Raw genomic sequence first — 18155 nt, 5'->3', positions numbered from 1 at the left:
ATTGTTTTTTTCATCATCATAAAAATTCAAATCAATGCTTTAAACTTGCGTTATGCTTGCCTGCGTGATGGTGTGCCCCGTCCGTGCGTAATACACGAGGTAGATGTAGCAGAGCACCGGTACGATAAATGCTTTTTGTATTCCAAAACCGTCGGACAGGAGTCCCATTACCGGCGGAATCACAGCTCCGCCCACAATGCTCATGATGATCAGCGAGGAGCCGGTTTTGGTGTAAATCCCTAAATTTTTAATACTGAGCGTGAACAGAATAGGGTACATCACGGAAGTGAACAGCCCTACCAGCGACAATGCATACACCGATACATAACCGGTGGTTGTCATTGAAATACACACCAGTACCATTGCCGCTGCCGAGCAGAAGGCCAGGGTTACCGGTGGGTTCGCGCTCCGCAGCCAGTAAGCCCCGACCAGCCGCCCGGTCAGCACCAATGCCATGTATAATGTGATAAACAATGCCGCACTTTGCTCGGTAAGCCCCGGAATGCCGGACGATTTCGCATAGCGGATCAAAAAGCTCACGATACCCACTTCCGCGCCCAGGTAGCAGAACACGCCGAGCGCCCCGAGAACGGTATGGCGGAATTTCAGAATGTCGCGGATGCTGCCCGTGTGGTTGTCCTCGCCTTCTATTTTGGGTAGTTTAATAAAATACAGCAGGAGTCCGATGGTTAAAAACAGCCCGCCAAGGCTCAAATAGGGCGTTTTCACGAGCTGGGCTTCTGCATTCAGGTAATGGGTCAATTGTTCCGAATTGAACTGCCCAACCGTTTCAGGTGACACTTCCGTCGCATGAAGCAAGAAGCGGCTGCCGATAAATGGCCCGAGCGTGGCACCCACCGAGCCCACTGCCGAAGCGAGGCTCAACCTGCTGGATGCGCGTTCGGGATCGCCGAGGACAGAGATATAGGGCGTCGCGGTTACTTCGAGGAACGTAAAACCGGCTGCCATAACGAACAACGCCGTCAGAAACAGCGGGTAATAACGCATATCGGCGGCGGGGAAGAACAGGAGTGCACCCGCAGCGGCCGTAAGCAGCCCGGTAACCATGCCGGCCTTGTAGCCAAACCGGCCGATAAACTGCCCCACCGGCAATGCCAGCAGGAAATAGCCACCAAAAAACGCCGATTGTACGAGCGACGATTGAAAGTCCGTCAGCTGACAGGCCCGTTTCAAATGCGGGATCAGGACGTCGTTGATATTCCGGCTGAGGTTCCAGATAAACATCAGGCCCATCACAACGAGCAATGGTACCACCACGTCTTTGCTGTTTTTCATTACAAATGGTCGTTGAGTAAAAACACAGGTTTCATTGCGGCCCAATGCTCGCCGGCTGGGGCTTCGGAAAGTTTCTGCTGGAAGCTGCCCATCCATGCGGCCCATTCTCCCTGCCGGGGCAGGGTTGCCATTTTATCGAATGCGGTTTGGAGGTCGGTGGTCTCGTCATGCTCCACGATCATGAACAAATGCCGGCCGATCCGGTAAATCTGCATATCGGTAATGCCCGCATCGCGAATACCGGCCGGGATTTCGGGCCAGATGTTTCCTGGTTTGTGGTGATGTTCGTACGATGCGATGAGTTCGGCGTTGTCGACCAGGTCGAGGGCCATGCACGTTCTTTTTGTTGCCATTGCTTATCTTCTATAACCTAATTCCGCACCGCCGCTTACGGGCATGATACAACCTGTTACAAACCGCGCCGCATCCGAAACCAGGAATACGGCCACATCGGCGATTACGTCGCCCTCGGGGCAATAGCTAAGCGGATGGATGTCGTCCAGGTACTGTTCGATTTCGCCTGCATTCGGCTGCTCGCCTGCCCATTTGCGGAGCATGGGCGTCCACACACCCGCAGGGCAAACGGCATTCACGCGAATGCCGAAAGGAGCGTAATCCAGCGCCATGGCCTTCGTCAGGGCGCTCATGCCGCCCTTTGTCGCCACATATGCGGCGTGGTTCTCCTGGCCTATTTCACCCACCATGCTGCTGGTGTTGAGGATATTGCCGCGGGTTTGTCTCAGGTATTCTAAACCGTATTTGGTGGTGTAGTAAACGCTTTTCAGGTTGATCTCGAAAAGGCTGTCCCATTCGTCTTCCGAAGTCTGGTCGAGCGGCCTGGATGGGCTGGCGATGCCTGCATTGTTGTGGATTACGTGCAGGGTGCCGAAGGTAGCTACCGTTTGTTCGATAGCGGTTTGAATGTCGTCTTTTTGCCTGACATCGCCCGGTAGTGCCAGCAACGCTTCGCCAAACTGCGTTTGCAGCTCGTTCAGGGCGTTTTCGTCCCGGTCGAGCACGCCCACACGTGCCCCCGCACGCAGGTAGGCGGTCACGCATTCGCGCCCGATACCCGATGCGCCGCCGGTGATAAAAATCGTTTTACTGGTCAGATTCATAATGCTCGTTTTTGCTGTGGCGGTCAGTCATTCAGGTCGCTGCCGCTGCCCGGTATTTGCGGTACCTGATAGTAACCGTCCCTGATTTCCGCCGGATGCGTAAAATACGTCCGTAAATGCGGAATATGTTCCAAAAACAAATGCTCATGCCCCATGCCGATGTGGTTGAACAGCACCAGATGCTGGTGGATCTGTCCCATATCGCCCACGTGTGGCACCACCGGAATCCCCATTTGCCGGGACAGGAGGCTGATCGTCAGGAATTCTGATATGCCGCCTACCCGCACGGCATCCACCTGGCAGAAGTCCATGGCACCGGCTTGCAGGAAGTTTTTGAATATCACCTTGTTGGGAATGTGCTCGCCCGTAGCCACTTTAAAAGGGGCAATAGCGCTTGCGATAGCCTGGTGGCCCGTCACATCGTCGGGATGGGTAGGTTCTTCGATCCAGAAAGGGTTGATGTCGCTGAGTTTTTTACAAATATCCAATGCCTGCGGCAGGTTCCATTTCTGGTTGGCATCCACCATAATGGTTGCGCCGTCGCCCGCCGTCTGGCGGATCAGCCCGGCCCTGCGGATGTCGCGTTCCGGGTCGTCGGAGCCGACTTTAAGCTTCATCGCATTAAAACCGTTATCCATGGCCTTGCGGGTATTTGCGACGATCTTTTCATCGGGATAGTTGAACCAGCCCACGGAAGTATCGTAGCCCCGGTAGCCCGACGAAAGGACGGACGTGCGCGTGTTCCGGGTAGGCAAATGGCTTTCCAGCAGTGAAATGGCCTGGTCGCGGGTTAATATTTCTTCAAGGTAACTGAGGTCGAGGGTATTCACAAGCTGCGTGGGCGTGAGATCGAGCAACAACTGCCAGAGCGGCACCCCGCGCGACTTGGCCCAGAGGTCGTAGCAGGCATTTACGACAGCCGCAAGCGCCAGGTGAATCACACCCTTATGCGGCCCTAGCCAGCGGAGTGAAGGCGAATCGGCCATACGACGGTATTCGTTGCCGAAGTCGGCCATGAGCGTTTCGATTTCCTTTCCTTTTAATGCAACCGAGAGGTATTCAATGGCTTTGCAAACGAGATCGTTCCCGGCGCCAAGTGTAAATGCGAGACCGACGCCCGTAACCGGCGTGCCTGTGTGCAGGCAGCAAACGGCATAGGCGTATTGCGGGGTGGTGTGTGTAGCGTCCGAGCCGACCCCTTCCGCCAGGTCGAAACGCTTGTCCTTTATTTCAATGGATGTAATAATATGCATGTTTTCAGCGGATGTCAATATGATACCAATTCGGATTCTTGCCGGAGTTGCGGTTGAGTGAAATGGAGAAAGCTTGCAATAGTGTTGAAAAATAGATTCTTACCGGTGTTACATTATATTTTAGTGTTAAAAGGGTCCGGAATATTTGGATATCATTTTTTTGCTTGGTTGGTTTGCTACTGAATTTGTACAAAAATATGGGTGATAAATCCTGTAAGTTAATGGCGGATTGATAACTTGTAGTACTAAGTTTGCTTAACTCCCGAAACTATGAAAGCTACCTACACCCTCCTTCCTGAATTTGCGCCTTCGCAGAAGCCATTTGTCGTAAAAAAGACGGTGAGGCCGTATTTTTCGACGGATTTTCACTTCCACAAAGAATGCCAGCTCGTGTACGTGCTTTCAGGTTCAGGTACGCGCATTATCGGTCACTCGACCGAGCGGTTTGAAGAAGGCGATCTGACATTTGTAGGCGCCAACGTGCCCCACGTGTGGTATAGCGAGTCAAAACCCAATGAACCGGCGTTCGAGGCTGTCTCGCTCGCGCTGTACATTAATCCGGAAACGGTTTGCGAGTACTTGAGTGCGCTGACCGACACCGTGGAGCTGCGGCAGTTTTTTAAGGAATCGGAGCGGGGAATACGGATATGCGGAGAGAAAAAGGCATTGATTACCGACATTTTGAAACAAATGCTCGGGCAGCAGAACCGTCACGTAGGAATGCTCGCATCGTTTCTGCAAATTCTCGATCAGCTGCTCGATCCGGAGGAGCTGGTGTGGCTCAACGTTCCGGACCCCATTTCGAGCTATACCACTCAGACCTCCGGCCGCGTACCCAAGCTCATGCATTTCATCCAGCAGAACTTCAAGGAGGACATTACTTTGCAACAAGCCGCTTCGGTAGCCGGATTGCAAATCCATTCATTCTGCCGTTTTTTTAAGACACTCACCAACCGCACCTTCTCCGATTTCCTGAACGAGGTACGCATCGGTTTTGCCTGCAAGCTGTTGCAGCAATCGGATCTGTCGGTTACGCAAATTGCGCTGGAATGCGGCTATTCAAATATTTCCTATTTCAACCGGTGCTTCAAGAAGATCAACAAAATGTCGCCGAAGGCATACCGGAACGGGCGTGTAGCTAAAAGTTAGCCATCCGCCCACGGGTGACGGATGGCTCTAAACGTATTACAATGCGGAGCTTACCAGGCTAACGATGCCGCCCAGTTGCTTGGACGATGCCGCCGCGGCGAGTTTGGCAGCAGGGCCTTTTTTGTCAAGACCAGAAACGGTTTTGGTGGCTTCACCAAGCAGTCCGTTCAGTTTCGACTCGTTGGAATCGCCCAGGATTGAGCTTCCGGCTTTGATCAGCCCGAGGTTGCTGGTGAGGCTCGCTGCGTTCCCCAACAGGCCCGATTCGCCTTTTCCGAGCAATCCGCTGATGCGATTGGCGCCGATCAGCATTTTTACGGCGTTAACCACCTTGCCGAGCGTACCACCCGACAGCTTGCCCGACGAAGCCAGCGGAATCAGGTTTTTAAGGTCGCCCGCCTTGCCCAGCAGCTTGTCTTTCAGGCTGCCGTCGGAGGATTTCGCCTCTTTTTCCAATGCGGAAACACCCTGTGTAAGCGCATCGGCCGTGCCGGATTTGTCACCTTTTTGCGTCAATGATACAGCCTTGTCTAGCAGGCTTTCAACCGAAAGACCTTGTGCGAAGGTGGTGGAAGCCCCCGAGAACAGAAACAAAGCGGCTGCGAGAGAAAAGAGGAAACGTTTCATAGTGTATTAATCAAATTGTGTTTAAATGGGCGGCAAAATAGCATTTATCTGGCATACCACCTCACTCGCCGGTCAAAGCATCAGCTTTTCACCAGCCGCCAATCCTTGGGCGACACCCCAAACCGGGTTTTGAAAACGGTAGAGAAATAGCTCTGCGAGGTAAATCCGGTCTGGTCGGCAATCTCTGCGACGGTCAGATCGGGGTTGCGGAGCAATGCGCAGGCTTTTTCGAGCCGGATGTTCAGAATGAGGTCGTTGGTTCCGCCGCCCAGGAGCGCCTTGGTTTTGCGGAAAAGCTGCACGCGCGACAGGCCCATTTCCTTGCCGATGGCTTCTACGGTAAGGGTTGGGTCGGCCAGCCGGGAGACGATCAGCGCGCGGAGATCATTCACAAACTTCTTGTCAAGTCGCGATATGCCGGTATCGGTGTCTGCCATATTACGCCCTATCTGAGCGGATAGCAGCAGTTGTCTGTTAGTCAATAGGCTGCGTATGCTTTCCTGTAAAAACTGCGGGCTGAATGGCTTCGTCATGTACATATCCGCACGCGCCTGCATACCCTCTACCTGCTGTTCTGGCGCGTTTTTGGCCGTGAGCAGGATTACCGGGATATGCGACGTGCGCATGTCGGCTTTGAGGGCGGCGGTGATCTGTAAACCGTCCATGCCAGGCAGCATTACATCACAAATGATCAGGTCGGGTACGGTGTCGAAGCACTGGTCGAGCCCGGCCTTGCCGTCCGTTGCGGTAACGACCTCGTACTGGGTTTGTAAAAGGCCGGTCATGAAACCGACCAGATCTTCATTGTCTTCGATGACCACGATGGCCGGTAGGTCGCGGTGCGGCGGCGTATTGGTTGGCTCCTCCGTTTCGAAGCTTGTGGTCGTCCAGGTAATGGATTTTTCGATGGCACCGGCCGCGGGGTCGGCCAGGTCTTCGGGGCGGAAATGGGTATTTCCGAGTGGTAATGTGACCGTAAAAGTTGCGCCATCGCCTTTTTTGCCGTCGGCAGTGATGGTGCCCTGGTGTAATTCGACAAACTCCCGGGAAAGCGGTAAGCCGAGCCCGGTACCCTTGGTCGAATTTTTTCCCTGGTAAAACATTTCAAATGCACCCACCATATCGGCCTCGCTCAATCCCGAGCCGTTATCCTGCACTTTGATGGTCACTTCACCGGCATTTTGGGTGATATGAATATAAATATGCCCCCAGTCGGATGTAAACTTGAATGCATTTGAAAGCAGGTTGAAGAGTACCTTGTCCAACATGTCCCGGTCGAACCAGACATTTAGCTCATGCAGCGTGGTGATCAGTCGGAAATCAATCCTGCGTTTTTTGGCGACCTGTTCAAAAGGGAGCATGAGCTCGCTGATAAACGCAATAATATCGTTTTCGGCGGCCTGCAAACGGATTTTGCCGCTTTCGATCTTGCGGAAATCCATCAGTTGGTTCACGAGCCATAGCAGTCGCTGCGCGTTCTTTTGCACAAGGGAAAGGTTTTTCTTAGCTGCCGGGCTTTCGTTTTTTTGCCTGAGAAGCTCTTCCACCGGTGCGAGTATGAGTGTTAGCGGCGTCCTGAATTCGTGGGAAATGTTGGTAAAAAACCGGAATTTGGATTCCGTAGCTTCCTGCGCCTTTTCGGCAATGTCTTGAATACGGTTCCGCTGGATGAGGATTTCCGTGTTTTTAGAATTCAATTCGCGGTTGATCTTCTTGTTTTCGATCAGTGAATACAAGGCCACAGAGCCGAGGATGATCGAGACGATAAACAGGACGGTCATCACATAAAGCAGGCCGCGCTGGGTTTGGTAAATTTCCAGTTGCTCGTCGATACGGGCCTGCTGACGCTCGATATCATTCTGTTGGGAGATCATCTTGTCGGTCTGCATTTTGATCATCCTTACATTCGACGAGTCGATAATAGCCGTTTGCAGCAGGTTTTCCTTTTGATAGGGCTGCTTTTGCAGGATATTCATTGCTACCCGTGCAGCTTCCTCGCCGCCTGTAGGGTAAAGTGCGGTAGCGGTAATATGGCCGTCGTAGACCATCTGGATATCCCCAAATTGCCCCGGTAGCCCGTCGACGCCGATCACGCGGATCTTGCGTTCTGGAAAAATCTCATTGCAAACTTCGCGCGCGCCCATAGCCATTACCTCGTTCTGTGCGAAGATGAGAGCCAGGTTGGGGAAGTTCGGAAGGGTTTTTCGGAGTTCTTTTTTGGCAATATCCTTTTCCCACTGGCCATTCAATGTGGCCACGCGCTGAATACCCGGACGGGTCACGAGCGCGTCTACGAGGCCGCGGTGGCGGTCGGAGGCGGGCGAGGAGCGGGGCAAGCCGGTGATCTCGATCATACTGCCCTTTCCACTGAGTAAAGTGGCTGCATATTCGCCCACAGTTTTGCCAACCTGGTAATTATCCCCGCCCACATAGGCCGTATAATAGGGCGATGAAGTGCGCCTGTCGACGACTACGACCGGGATACCCTTTTGAAAAACCTTTTCGATCACGGGCGTGAGCGGGTCCGACTCGTTGGGTGAAACGATCAGCAACTGAATACCGCTTTGGAGCAGCTCTTCGATCTGTTTCACCTGCACGGCGCTGTTGGCATGTGCGTCCCTGAAAATCAGCTTGGTATTGTTGTGAAATGCGAGTTCGCGCTGCATCCCGTCGAGCATGGCCCGCCGCCATTCGTCGTCACCGGTACATTGGGAGAATCCGATGACATAACCCTCCTCCTGTTTTTGAGAACAGCCTCCAAACAACATCAGCAACAGGAAAGCGATCAGCGCGAATCTCATAGAATAATTTGTATTTCAAATATAATACAAAATAGAGCTGCCGTAGCGATGGCCACGGCAGCTCTCATACCGCCGGGGCCGCTATTCGATCGACGGTTTCAATGCATGATACTGCAAATCTTCTATCTGAATACCCTTTGCGGATTTGATACTCAGTCCCGAAAGCGGCGTATCGGCGAAGAAAATATCGGTCATGACAGTCAACCCGCCATCGGCGAAAAGTTCCACGGACGCCGCGTCAGCAATGAGCGTCAATGCAATTTTCGTGTCACTGGACAATCTCGGTGCAAGATGCTTTTGCCCGAAACCCGCTTCGAAATCAACCTTGCCCGATTTGGTACGGTCAATGTAATATTGATTGCTGGCCTTGTCGTAACCGATCAGGAGCTCATTGCCTTCTTTGTTGGACAGCACCAGTTCAAAATCGTTGGCTGTTGCCGTTTTCAGATCGAGCCGGAATAGGCCGGAAGCATTGCCGCCTTTCGGTGCCAGGTCAACGGGCGCTTTTACGGCCAGGTTTTTTTTGGAATAACCTGCCGCTTTAATGGCGTCCAGCTCTTTGGCGGGTACCGAGGTCATGTACAGCTCTTTACCCACAGTTTTCAGGCCCAGCTCGCGGGAAATAGTGTTGGCGCTACGCCAGGGGTCGGTGGGAACCTGGTTGGCGTATTGCCAGTTGCTCATCCAGCCCATCAGCAGGCTTCGGTTGCCGGTGTTGGAGAAGGTCACGGCGGCATAGTTGTCTGCACCCCAGTCGAGCCATTTGGTTTCTTTGGAATACGCGGTAAATGTTTTGCCGTCGAAATCGCCGAGGAAATATTGGCCTGCGGAGCCTTTGTTGGGTCCTCCGGGATTGATATTAACGATCAGCACCCACACCTGCTTGCCATTGTGCGTGAGCGGGAGCAGGTCCGGGCATTCCCATACACCGCCGTGCGCGCCCGCATCGACGCCGAATTCGCTTTCCTTCGACCAACTTTTGAGGCCGGGGGAGGAGTAGAAAGTAATGCGGTCTTTGGTAGCGAGCGTCATGATCCACTTTTTCTGCGGTTCGTACCAGCGCACTTTCGGATCGCGGAAATCGGTAATGCCGGGGTTGGGAAGTACGGGGTTTCCATTGTATTTGGTCCAGGTAACACCGTCGTCGAGGCTGTAAGCAATGCTCTGGTACTCGTGGCGGCCGGTTTTTTGCTTTTCCAAAACAGGGTTATGGTGCGTAAAAATGGCTACCAACGGCGCTTTGCCGTTTTTCCCGAAACCGGAAGTATTATTTACATCGACCACCGCGCTCCCCGAGAAAATGTAGCCGAGGCTGTCGGGATAGAGCGCGATGGGCTGTTCCTTCCAATGCACCATATCTTTGCTCGTGGCATGGCCCCAGTGCATTGGCCCCCATATTTTCGCCTCAGGGTAATATTGGTAGAACAAATGGTAGGTGCCGTCGTGGAACACCATCCCGTTCGGGTCGTTCATCCAATGCGCCTTCGGCGAGAAGTGGAATTGAGGGCGGTACTTTTCGGGCGTGTCCTGGGCATTTGCGAACTGCGCCGTTAGTAGTGCTGATAATATTAAGAGTTTTTTCATTTGCTGTGTTTTTACTGGTAATGTCAAGGGCAACTCGAATGTCACGCGAAGTCAAAGCGCGGTACTGTACCGCGCTTCGACCGCCCGGCGGCCCGGTTCGCTCAGCGTGACAAACAGAATGTCATTTTCATCTTTTATTACAACTTTATAATATTATTAGTAACCCGGATTCTGCACATAAAGTCCCTTCGTAAAGCTGATCTCCCGCTGCGGAATGGGCAAATATTCATCCCTTCCCGCAGTAAATTTCGCAGTCGCCAGAAACGGCCTCCTCACTTTTTCCTTTTCAAGATACGCATTCAAAGTCTGCTCAGCGATACCCCAACGTACGAGGTCGAAGAAACGCGGACTTTCGGTCGCAAATTCGAGCCTTCTTTCCCAGCGGAGTGCCTTTCTTGCATAATCCTGCGTCCAGCCGGAAGTGCTGTATTCTTTGATATTGTATTTTGAGGGCAATGTGCCGTCCTTCTTTTTCAACCGGCCGGTACTCGCGGCAGCGCGTTTGCGGATCTGGTTAATGAGCGGCAATGCAAGCGTATGCTGCCCGAGTTCAATATAAGCCTCGGCCTGCATGAGCAACACATCGTCGTAGCGGATAATGTCGATGTTTTTAGAGCTGCCGATGAACGGACCTTCCTTGTGGTACGACGCGCTCGTTGCCAGCTGCTGCTCTTTCATGGTATGGAAAAAGCCGTACACGCCCGGGTCGCGCACCCAGCTGTTGCTGAACGGCTTGGTTGCGTCGTATTTGTAAGGATGGCCGTCGATACCAATGGTATGGTCTACACGTGGGTCGACGGTTTCGTTTGTGAAATCCACGTTTTTGTCATTGAATGTCTCGAAAAGCGGCAAACCGTTCGCATCGGTGCGGTAGGCGTTGGCGAGGTTCTGGCTGGGCTGGTGGAAGCCGCAGCAACCGTATTGCGGCGCGCCGTGCGGGTAGTTGAGGCCGGTCACGTAGCTGAGGCGGCCCACGGCGGTACCGTCGTTGATCGAGTACTGGATCGCGAAGATCGATTCGGGGCCGTTTTCGGTTTCGGCGATGAAGTTCTCGGCGAAATCGGGTTGCAGGCTGTACTGGCCGGAGGCGATCACCTGCTGGGTAAGCGTTACCACTTCCTGCAAGCGGTTTTTGTTAATAGCCGTCACCTTGTGGTTTGCATCCTGCTCGTAGGCCTGGAAAAGCCGTAATTTAGCAAGATATGCCGCCGCTGAAAGCTTGTTGGCCCTACCAAGCTGACTTTGTTTGGCTGGCAGGTTGTCGACCGAAAACTGGAAATCTTCTCCGATTTTGTTCCAAAGCTCGTCGTTGTTGTACCGCACGTTCGACTCTTTCAAAATGTCGTCGCTCGATAACTTTTCATCGATATAAGGCACATTCTTGAACAACATTTTGAGCATAAAATGCGAGTGGCCGCGCAGGAAACGCATTTCGGCAATGCGGGTACTGCGGAGGGGAAATTCCGCATCGGTCAATGTATTGAGGCTCGTGAGGGCAGCATTGGCACGGGAAATGGCTTTGTAAAAATTCTCCCAGGTGAAGGGGTGCATCAGGCCGAGATCCGGGCGGGTGAGGTTGTAGTGCTCGTAAAAATCCACTTCCGCCACGTCGGAAACACCGCCGCCGCCCTTGTAGGCGTCATCCGAGCGCACGCTGCCGTACACCCACATGCTCGTCATGGGGCCGATCATATCGTCGTTGCCGATACCGGCATAGGCAGCCGTAACCAGCGATTCCACCGCCGAGGCCGATTTGACGTTCTCCGACGACAGCAGCCCCTGCGGCTGGTAGTCGAGAAAGTCGTTACAGGAAGTAGTGATCAGCAACGTGCCGCTGGCGATCAGACCGAATAGATATTTGCTTTTCATAACAATGCGCTTTGGGGATTAGAAAGAAATGTTCAAACCAAATGTGAATGTCCTCGGGATCGGGATCGCGTTGATGTCCGTCCGCTCGGGATCAGGGCCGGTGAACTGCTTTGATTTGATCAGGAACAGGTTTTCGGCCATGAGGTACATCCGTACGCGTTGCAGTTTGATTTTCTGGGTTAGCTCCGAACTCAGTGCGTACCCCAGCTGGATGTTGCGCAGTTTGAAATAGGAAGTATTCACATTGAAATAATCCGAAGAACGCGTCTCGTTGTTGGCGTCGGAAAGCGACAATGCGGGGATTTTGGAGCCGGTGTTGCTTGTCGACCAGGCATCGAACACGCCCGGGCCTACGTTCTCGCGACCACGGATGAAGTTGTTATAAAAAGTATAGGTATCGAATCCCTTCCTGCCCGCAATGCCGGAGCCGAAGATCGAGAAGTCGAACGACTTGTAGAATGCTTCAACTTTCAGGTTGTATTCGAATGCGGGCAAGGTAGTGCCGAAAAACACGCGGTCGAGGTCGTCGATGCGGTTATCGCCGTTGGTGTCCACGTAACGGATGCGGCCCGGCCCTGCACCCACCTGTGCGGGAGCGGCGTCCACTTCGGCCTGGTTCTGGAAGAGGCCGTTGGTTTTATAGCCAAACAGATCGAACTGCGAATGGCCGAGGATCGTCTGGATCGCATTGCCGGGATAAGCGGCGCGCACTTCTTCGGGCAGCTCGGTGATTTTGTCGCGGAAACGGCTCACGCCAGCCGTGATATTGTAGGTAAAATCGCCTTTCGGACGAGCATAGTAGCCGGCCGAAAACTCAAAACCCTTGTTGGACTTGGCCGCACCATTCAGCACGCGCAGCTGCCCTTCGCCCACGGCCGATGCCACCGGCGGGGTGATCAGGATGTCGCTGGTTTTGCGGGTAAAGTAGTCAAATGAACCCTGGATCATCCCGTCGAAAAGCCCGAAATCGAGCCCGAAGTTAGCTTCATCGGTTGTCTCCCACTTCAAATTCGGGTTAGCGCCCTGAATGGAGACGAAGCCGGAAGGCAGGTTGCCTGTATTGGCACCATTGAGGTCATAGGCAGTGCCGATGTTGTAGAACTGGTCGAAAAAGCCGTTATGACCGTTCGGAAACTGCGATTGCCGCGCGCCGTAACGCGTATCGTACAATCCAAAGCGGGCGAGGTCACCGATCTCCTGGTTACCAACCCTGCCGACCCCGGCCCGCAGTTTCAGATTGCTTATTTTGGTTACCCCTTTGAAAAACTGTTCTTTATCGATGCGCCAGCCCACCGATGCCGCCGGGAAAATACCGTAGGCATTCTCGGAACCGAAGCGCGACGAGCCGTCACGACGGATGGTAATGGCCGCCAGGTAACGGTCCGAGAAACCGTAGTCGATGCGGGCGAATTGGGAAAGCAGCCTGCTGCCCGAGCCGGAGCCGGTCACGTTGGTATTGCCGGTGCCGGCATTGAGCACAAAGTACTCCTTGGTTTGCACAGCGAAGCCTTCTTTTCTCGCAATTTCAAAATCGGAGTCGTTTTTAATGGCCTCGACACCCGCCAGGAACTTGAAATGGCTGTTGCCAAGGTCGAGGTTGTAGCGGGCCGTGTTGGACCAGGTAATGCTCAGGTAGCGGTTCTGGTCGATCGTGAGGCTATTGTTGGCGCGGCCGAAAGAGCCTTCTTCAAAGGATTGTTCGATGTTTTTGAAGCGAAAAGCCGCATTATCCGCACCGAGGCTGGTTTTAAGAAAGAAATTTTTAAATGGCTGTAATTCCACAAAAACATTGCCAAACAGCGTGAGCCGGTGCGCATTGTCCCATTTGTTGATCTCCTGCATGTGGAGGGGGTTGTTGCGGTCGGAGTAACCCGAGCCGATAGCGCCGCCCCAGGAGCCGTCTTTGGCATACACCGGAATGGTAGGGGCAAGGGTAACGGCCAGGCCGGGCGTGCCGGCACCACCGATGTCGGTCGAAGCCAGCGTCTCGTTCGAGGATGCGATCTGCATATTCGCCCCGATTTTCAGTTTGCCGTCGAATGCGCTCGTAAGGCCGTTAATGCGCCCGCTGATCTTATCATAGTCGGTGTAGCGGAGCATACCCGTGTTTTTGTAATAACCCAGGTTGATTTGCAGCGAAGAAGTGCCGTTACCACCCGAGATGGTCAGTTCATTGTTGGTCACGATGCCGGTTTTGTACATCACTTTCTGCCAATCGGTATCGCCTGCGGGCATGTTGGCATTCCCGCCCACGAGCGGCTGTACTTTTACACCATTTAATATGGGATTGGTGAAATCCTTGTTCCAGTCGAACTGGTATAAGGCCCCGTAACCGTCCTCCGGATTGACCTTGTCGTTCACCGAAGCCTGCCACAATGCACGCCCGCGATCAACCGCATTCAGCATTTTATACCGCGCATATTTCTCCGATTGCGTCGAAATGCTCGTATTGAAGTCGATATTGATCTTGCCGTTGGAATTGGCACCGTTTTTGGTGGTAATGATAATCACCCCATTGGAAGCACGCGACCCGTAAATGGACGATGCAGAGGCGTCTTTCAGCACCTGAATTGACTCAATGGAGTTCGGGTTCAACCCCTGAAATACCTCCGGGCGCTTGGTAGGCACGCCGTCGATGATATAAAGTGGATCTGTATTGCCCAGCGTGTTCGCGCCACGGATCAGGATCCGGGAATTGGTACCATTCGGCGAGCCCGTTTTTTCAATATACAAACCAGGCACGCGTCCCTGCAAAGCCTGCATCGGGTTACCGGAGCTGATGTTTTTTAAAGGGGCCATGTCCACTACGGCAATGGCGCCGGTGAGGTCTTCTTTTTTGGAAGAAGTATAACCTACTACCACCACTTCGTTGAGACTTTTCTGGTCGTAATCGAGGGTAACGTTGATGGTCGTCTGGTTACCCACGGCCACCTCTTTGGTTTGCATGCCAATGTAGGAGAAAACCAACGAAGCATTCGCAGCTGGCGAAATATTATACGCTCCCGAAACATCGGTTACGGCACCATTCGAGGTCCCTTTTTCGAGGACATTCACACCGGGAAGCGGCTCGCCGTCGGTACTCTTGACGACACCCTTGATTTGCGCCCTGTTTTGCGCGTGGGCGGGCAGTTGCATCACGCAGGTGACCGCGAAGGCCACCAGCAGTAAAATTCTTTGCATACGGATTGAGATTAAAATAGGGTGATTGGAAACTAGTGGGTAACGGAGTGCTGCCCCAGTGGATGCTGCCCCAGCGGATGCTGCCGCAGCGGCAGCTGTGTGTGAATGAAATCCTGAATATCGGTTTCGCCGAATGCGGGCAATGCACCGGCTTTTCCGGCTACGAATGCACCGGCGGCGCAGGCAAATTCGAGGGATTCAGCAAGCGGATGCCCGGTGGCGGTCTGGTAAAGGAATGCGCCCAGGAATGCGTCGCCGCTGCCGATGGTATCTGCCACCTCCACGATAAACCCGGGGTGCTGGTGGAACTCGCCGCTAGCGGTAAGTAGCATTGCGCCGTCCGCCCCGCAGGTAAGAACCAGCATATCGAGTTTGAAATGGTCGATCAGGAATGCCATGGCTTGTTTTTCGCTTTCAAACGGTGTGAGCCAGCCCATCACTTCGCGAATTTCATGCTCGTTCATTTTGACGATGCCGGCAAATCCGAGGAGTTCGAGTACCTGCTCGCGGGTGTAATGCGGCGGGCGCAGATTCACGTCGAACACACGCGTCTGGGCATGGCTTAGATACCGCATAAGCGTAGCACGCGTGGTATGGTCGCGGGCGGCCAGCGTGCCGTACACGAAGAAATCGCTGTGGGCAACCTGCTGTGCGGCGGCGGCATCGAACTGAATGTAGTCCCAGGCCACCGGGTGCAGGATCTTGTAGGTAACCTCGTTGCTGTCCGACACGTTGGCTTTGGCAATGCCCGTCAAATGCGTCTCGCCGGTTTGTACCCATTGCGTATCGAGCCCGTGCTGTGCCATAAATGCGAGCAGTTCGTCACCCAGCTCGTCGTGGCCTACGCGGCTGATGAAGGCAACGTCCATGCCGTAGCGTTGCAAATGTGCAGCAACGTTCATCGTAGCACCGCCGGCCAGGCGCGCGTCGGGCAGAACGTCCCAGAGTACTTCTCCAAAAACAGTCAGTTTCGGTGTCATATGTATTCGGTTAAAGTGGAGATTTTAGTGGAGGACCAGTGTTTTTTCGATTTGTTCGAGGGACGTGCCTTTTGTTTCGGGCATCATCTTCCATACAAAAAGCAATTGGAGTACCATCATCCCGCAGAAGATCATGAAGGTGTTGCCGCCGCCGAGGGTTTCGGCGATGTAGGGGAATGTGAATGCGATCACGGCCGCCAGCAGCCAGTGCATAAAGCTGCCCATCGACTGCCCGGCTGCACGTACCTGATTCGGGAAAATTTCAGAAATGAAAACCCAGATCACCGCGCCCTGCGACAATGCGAAGAATGCAATGTAAATGAACAAGTACACCGGTACGGCATAACCGCCCAGGTTGCCGCTGTAAAATGCCTGCGCCACAAGCCCCAGCGTTGCGATCAATCCGAACGACCCGATGAACATCAGCGTCCGGCGGCCGAAACGATCTATGAGATTGATGGCAATGAATGTGAAACAGAAATTCACCAGCCCTACACCGGCAGACGACAGCAACGCCGAACTTTTGCCCAGGCCAGCCATTTCGAAAATGCGCGGTGCATAATAGATGATCGCATTAATGCCCGAAACCTGGTTGAAAAAGGCAAAAAGCAAGGCCAGCGCCAGGGGGAGTTTGTATTGGGATGAAAAAATGGACATGCTGTTTCCGCTCTGGATGCCCGCATTGGCGGAGTTCTGAATGTCGGAAACAATGCCGCTCACATCTATACCGCCATTAGCGACGGATAGTATGTGCCGCGCTTCTTCCACTCTGCCGCGTTTCACGATCAGCCAGCGGGGGCTTTCGGGTACGAACAGGATCGTCACCAGGAAAACCAGCGACGGGAACGCCTGCACGCCCAGCATCCAGCGCCAGTCGTTGTCGCCCACGCCTACGAGCAGGAAGTTGGACAGGTAGGCGATGAGGATTCCAAGCACCACATTGAACTGGAACATGGCTACCAGGCGGCCGCGGGAATTGGCGGGCGATATTTCGGAAATGTATAATGGAGCGGTAACCGACGAAATGCCCACACCGATGCCGCCCAGGAAGCGGAAGACGAGGAAGGAAATCCAGTCGGAGGCGAGTGCCGAGCCGATCGAAGACAGCAAGTAAAGGACAGCAATGGCGAAGAGCGTGTACTTACGCCCGTAACGCTCGGAAGGGATAGCACCGGTGAGCGACCCGAGGACGGTGCCGATCAAAGCGATGGAAACTGTGAACCCGTGCTGCACCGTAGTGAGGCCCCACAATTGCTGGATCGATTTCTCCGCGCCCGAAATGACCGCCGTATCAAAACCGAATAAAAAACCGCCCAGCGCGACTGTGAATGCCCAGAAGATTACCTTTTTGCTTGTCATGATTGTTGAATTAATTTCTGACGAAGCTACCGGCTCTCCGGGCAAACTATTTTCGAATCCGTACCAAATGTTTTTAAATTTCACATTTGGTATTTTTGTATGTAGTTAGTTGATTATTAGATTTTTATATTAATTTAAAAAATCGTTGTTTTTAAATTTGCTTCAAAGTTTTCAGGAAATGTTTCATGCGTTGTCAATCACATAAAACCGGCAGCCCGGGATCAGAAGCGAATGGGAGCAACTGGCTGATCTGCGAATAGGCGACCCGGTTCACCGACAAGTCCAGCGACGGCAACGCGTCGAACCTGATCCAACTGACACCAGAAGTTTCGTTGGTTTGGTCAAGCATCTCGCCGCCCGTGACGCGGCAGAGAATGAAGAATTTATAAACGTACCAGAGCTCTTCCGGGTGGTCGTGTTTGCGTTTATCAAAAACAGCCAGTAACCGCACTGCTTCCACGTGCAGGCCGGTTTCTTCAAATGTTTCTTTCACCGCCACTTCAAATGGTGTGTAGCCGACATCCGCCCAGCCGCCGGGCAATGTCCAGCGATCGTTGTCGATCTTTTCCTGCACCATCAGGATCTCATCGGTACCACGGAAAATCACGGCGCGGATATCGACTTTCGGTGTAACATAACCGATTTCGTGGGGCAAGAGGCTGATAATCTGCTCAATGGGCGCGTTACTGATATCGGCGAGGAGGCTGAGGCTGATCTGGCGGATCTCCTCGTAACGTTCCCGGTCGTATTCTCCGGGTTGAAAGGCCAGGCCGGTTTGGGAAAGGGCCAGAATGCGTTTGACGGCGGCCAGCCAGGGATTTGCGGACATAGCAATGAAAAAGGGACAAGCGTAGATCGATTCGCACCAGCCGGATCAGATGGCCGGCAGCATTTAAGTAACCGGCGAATATCTGAAACATTTGTGTGAATTCAATCCAG

The 18155-nt window shown here is 53.4% G+C and carries 13 protein-coding genes; 1 reads left to right on the top strand and 12 read right to left on the bottom strand.

Features of this window, described 5'->3' with window-relative positions:
- Window positions 1–39 precede the first annotated feature (39 nt).
- From fucP to IEY24_RS09395, 4 genes are read right to left on the bottom strand one after another with little or no spacing between them, the layout of a single operon-like run.
- Window positions 40–1296, bottom strand: a complete 1257-nt coding sequence (gene fucP, locus IEY24_RS09410) for an L-fucose:H+ symporter permease (protein ID WP_188930965.1) — start codon at window positions 1294–1296, stop codon at window positions 40–42.
- On the bottom strand, window positions 1296–1649 hold the full coding sequence (locus tag IEY24_RS09405; RefSeq protein ID WP_188930963.1) for an L-rhamnose mutarotase: 354 nt from the start codon (window positions 1647–1649) through the stop codon (window positions 1296–1298). The genes fucP and IEY24_RS09405 overlap by 1 nt, the downstream gene beginning before the upstream one ends.
- A gap of 3 nt (window positions 1650–1652) precedes the next feature.
- Entirely contained in the window at window positions 1653–2414 is a 762-nt protein-coding gene (locus IEY24_RS09400) for an SDR family NAD(P)-dependent oxidoreductase (RefSeq protein WP_188930960.1), read from the bottom strand.
- A gap of 23 nt (window positions 2415–2437) precedes the next feature.
- The gene (locus tag IEY24_RS09395; RefSeq protein WP_188930958.1) at window positions 2438–3667 is read right to left on the bottom strand and encodes an enolase C-terminal domain-like protein; all 1230 of its coding nucleotides are present in this window, start codon (window positions 3665–3667) and stop codon (window positions 2438–2440) included.
- 270 nt (window positions 3668–3937) lie between these two features.
- Here IEY24_RS09395 and IEY24_RS09390 point away from each other — a divergent pair, with 270 nt between their 5' ends.
- Entirely contained in the window at window positions 3938–4816 is an 879-nt protein-coding gene (locus IEY24_RS09390) for an AraC family transcriptional regulator (protein WP_188930956.1), read from the top strand.
- 36 nt (window positions 4817–4852) lie between these two features.
- On the opposite strand, the gene IEY24_RS09385 is transcribed toward IEY24_RS09390, so the two are convergent.
- The 8 genes from IEY24_RS09385 to IEY24_RS09350 all read right to left on the bottom strand — a co-directional run bounded on the left by IEY24_RS09385 (window position 4853) and on the right by IEY24_RS09350 (window position 18045).
- Window positions 4853–5443, bottom strand: coding sequence for a hypothetical protein (locus IEY24_RS09385; RefSeq protein WP_188930954.1), 591 nt, complete (start codon window positions 5441–5443; stop codon window positions 4853–4855).
- 80 nt (window positions 5444–5523) lie between these two features.
- Entirely contained in the window at window positions 5524–8244 is a 2721-nt protein-coding gene (locus IEY24_RS09380; RefSeq protein ID WP_188930952.1) for a substrate-binding domain-containing protein, read from the bottom strand.
- Between the two features lie 81 nt (window positions 8245–8325).
- Window positions 8326–9828, bottom strand: a complete 1503-nt coding sequence (locus IEY24_RS09375; protein WP_188930950.1) for a glycoside hydrolase family 32 protein — start codon at window positions 9826–9828, stop codon at window positions 8326–8328.
- Between the two features lie 156 nt (window positions 9829–9984).
- Window positions 9985–11697, bottom strand: coding sequence for a RagB/SusD family nutrient uptake outer membrane protein (locus IEY24_RS09370; protein ID WP_188930948.1), 1713 nt, complete (start codon window positions 11695–11697; stop codon window positions 9985–9987).
- 18 nt (window positions 11698–11715) lie between these two features.
- Window positions 11716–14877 (bottom strand): SusC/RagA family TonB-linked outer membrane protein, encoded by a 3162-nt coding sequence (locus IEY24_RS09365; protein WP_188930945.1) that lies wholly within the window; start codon window positions 14875–14877, stop codon window positions 11716–11718.
- 32 nt (window positions 14878–14909) lie between these two features.
- Window positions 14910–15857 carry a carbohydrate kinase family protein gene (locus IEY24_RS09360; RefSeq protein WP_188930943.1) on the bottom strand — a complete coding sequence of 316 codons (948 nt, stop codon included), beginning with the start codon at window positions 15855–15857 and terminating at the stop codon, window positions 14910–14912.
- Between the two features lie 24 nt (window positions 15858–15881).
- Window positions 15882–17216 carry a sugar porter family MFS transporter gene (locus tag IEY24_RS09355; RefSeq protein WP_188930941.1) on the bottom strand — a complete coding sequence of 445 codons (1335 nt, stop codon included), beginning with the start codon at window positions 17214–17216 and terminating at the stop codon, window positions 15882–15884.
- A 193-nt stretch (window positions 17217–17409) separates the two neighbouring features.
- Window positions 17410–18045, bottom strand: coding sequence for an NUDIX hydrolase (locus tag IEY24_RS09350; RefSeq protein ID WP_188930939.1), 636 nt, complete (start codon window positions 18043–18045; stop codon window positions 17410–17412).
- Window positions 18046–18155 lie beyond the last annotated feature (110 nt).

The sequence above is a fragment of the Dyadobacter endophyticus genome, assembly GCF_014641595.1.
GTDB lineage: Bacteria > Bacteroidota > Bacteroidia > Cytophagales > Spirosomataceae > Dyadobacter > Dyadobacter endophyticus.
Note: the sequence above shows the minus strand (reverse complement) of the source record. Positions and strands in the feature narration are given on the sequence as shown.

Bases quoted from the DNA above. Each gene is read 5' to 3' on its own strand.
- IEY24_RS09400 (WP_188930960.1), bottom strand. From the start codon at position 2,414: ATGAATCTGACCAGTAAAACGATTTTTATCACCGGCGGCGCATCGGGT.
- IEY24_RS09350 (WP_188930939.1), bottom strand. From the start codon at position 18,045: ATGTCCGCAAATCCCTGGCTGGCCGCCGTCAAACGCATTCTGGCCCTT.
- IEY24_RS09390 (WP_188930956.1), top strand. From the start codon at position 3,938: ATGAAAGCTACCTACACCCTCCTTCCTGAATTTGCGCCTTCGCAGAAG.
- IEY24_RS09375 (WP_188930950.1), bottom strand. From the start codon at position 9,828: ATGAAAAAACTCTTAATATTATCAGCACTACTAACGGCGCAGTTCGCA.
- IEY24_RS09370 (WP_188930948.1), bottom strand. From the start codon at position 11,697: ATGAAAAGCAAATATCTATTCGGTCTGATCGCCAGCGGCACGTTGCTG.
- IEY24_RS09380 (WP_188930952.1), bottom strand. From the start codon at position 8,244: ATGAGATTCGCGCTGATCGCTTTCCTGTTGCTGATGTTGTTTGGAGGC.
- IEY24_RS09360 (WP_188930943.1), bottom strand. From the start codon at position 15,857: ATGACACCGAAACTGACTGTTTTTGGAGAAGTACTCTGGGACGTTCTG.
- IEY24_RS09395 (WP_188930958.1), bottom strand. From the start codon at position 3,667: ATGCATATTATTACATCCATTGAAATAAAGGACAAGCGTTTCGACCTG.
- IEY24_RS09355 (WP_188930941.1), bottom strand. From the start codon at position 17,216: ATGACAAGCAAAAAGGTAATCTTCTGGGCATTCACAGTCGCGCTGGGC.
- IEY24_RS09405 (WP_188930963.1), bottom strand. From the start codon at position 1,649: ATGGCAACAAAAAGAACGTGCATGGCCCTCGACCTGGTCGACAACGCC.
- IEY24_RS09365 (WP_188930945.1), bottom strand. From the start codon at position 14,877: ATGCAAAGAATTTTACTGCTGGTGGCCTTCGCGGTCACCTGCGTGATG.
- IEY24_RS09385 (WP_188930954.1), bottom strand. From the start codon at position 5,443: ATGAAACGTTTCCTCTTTTCTCTCGCAGCCGCTTTGTTTCTGTTCTCG.
- fucP (WP_188930965.1), bottom strand. From the start codon at position 1,296: ATGAAAAACAGCAAAGACGTGGTGGTACCATTGCTCGTTGTGATGGGC.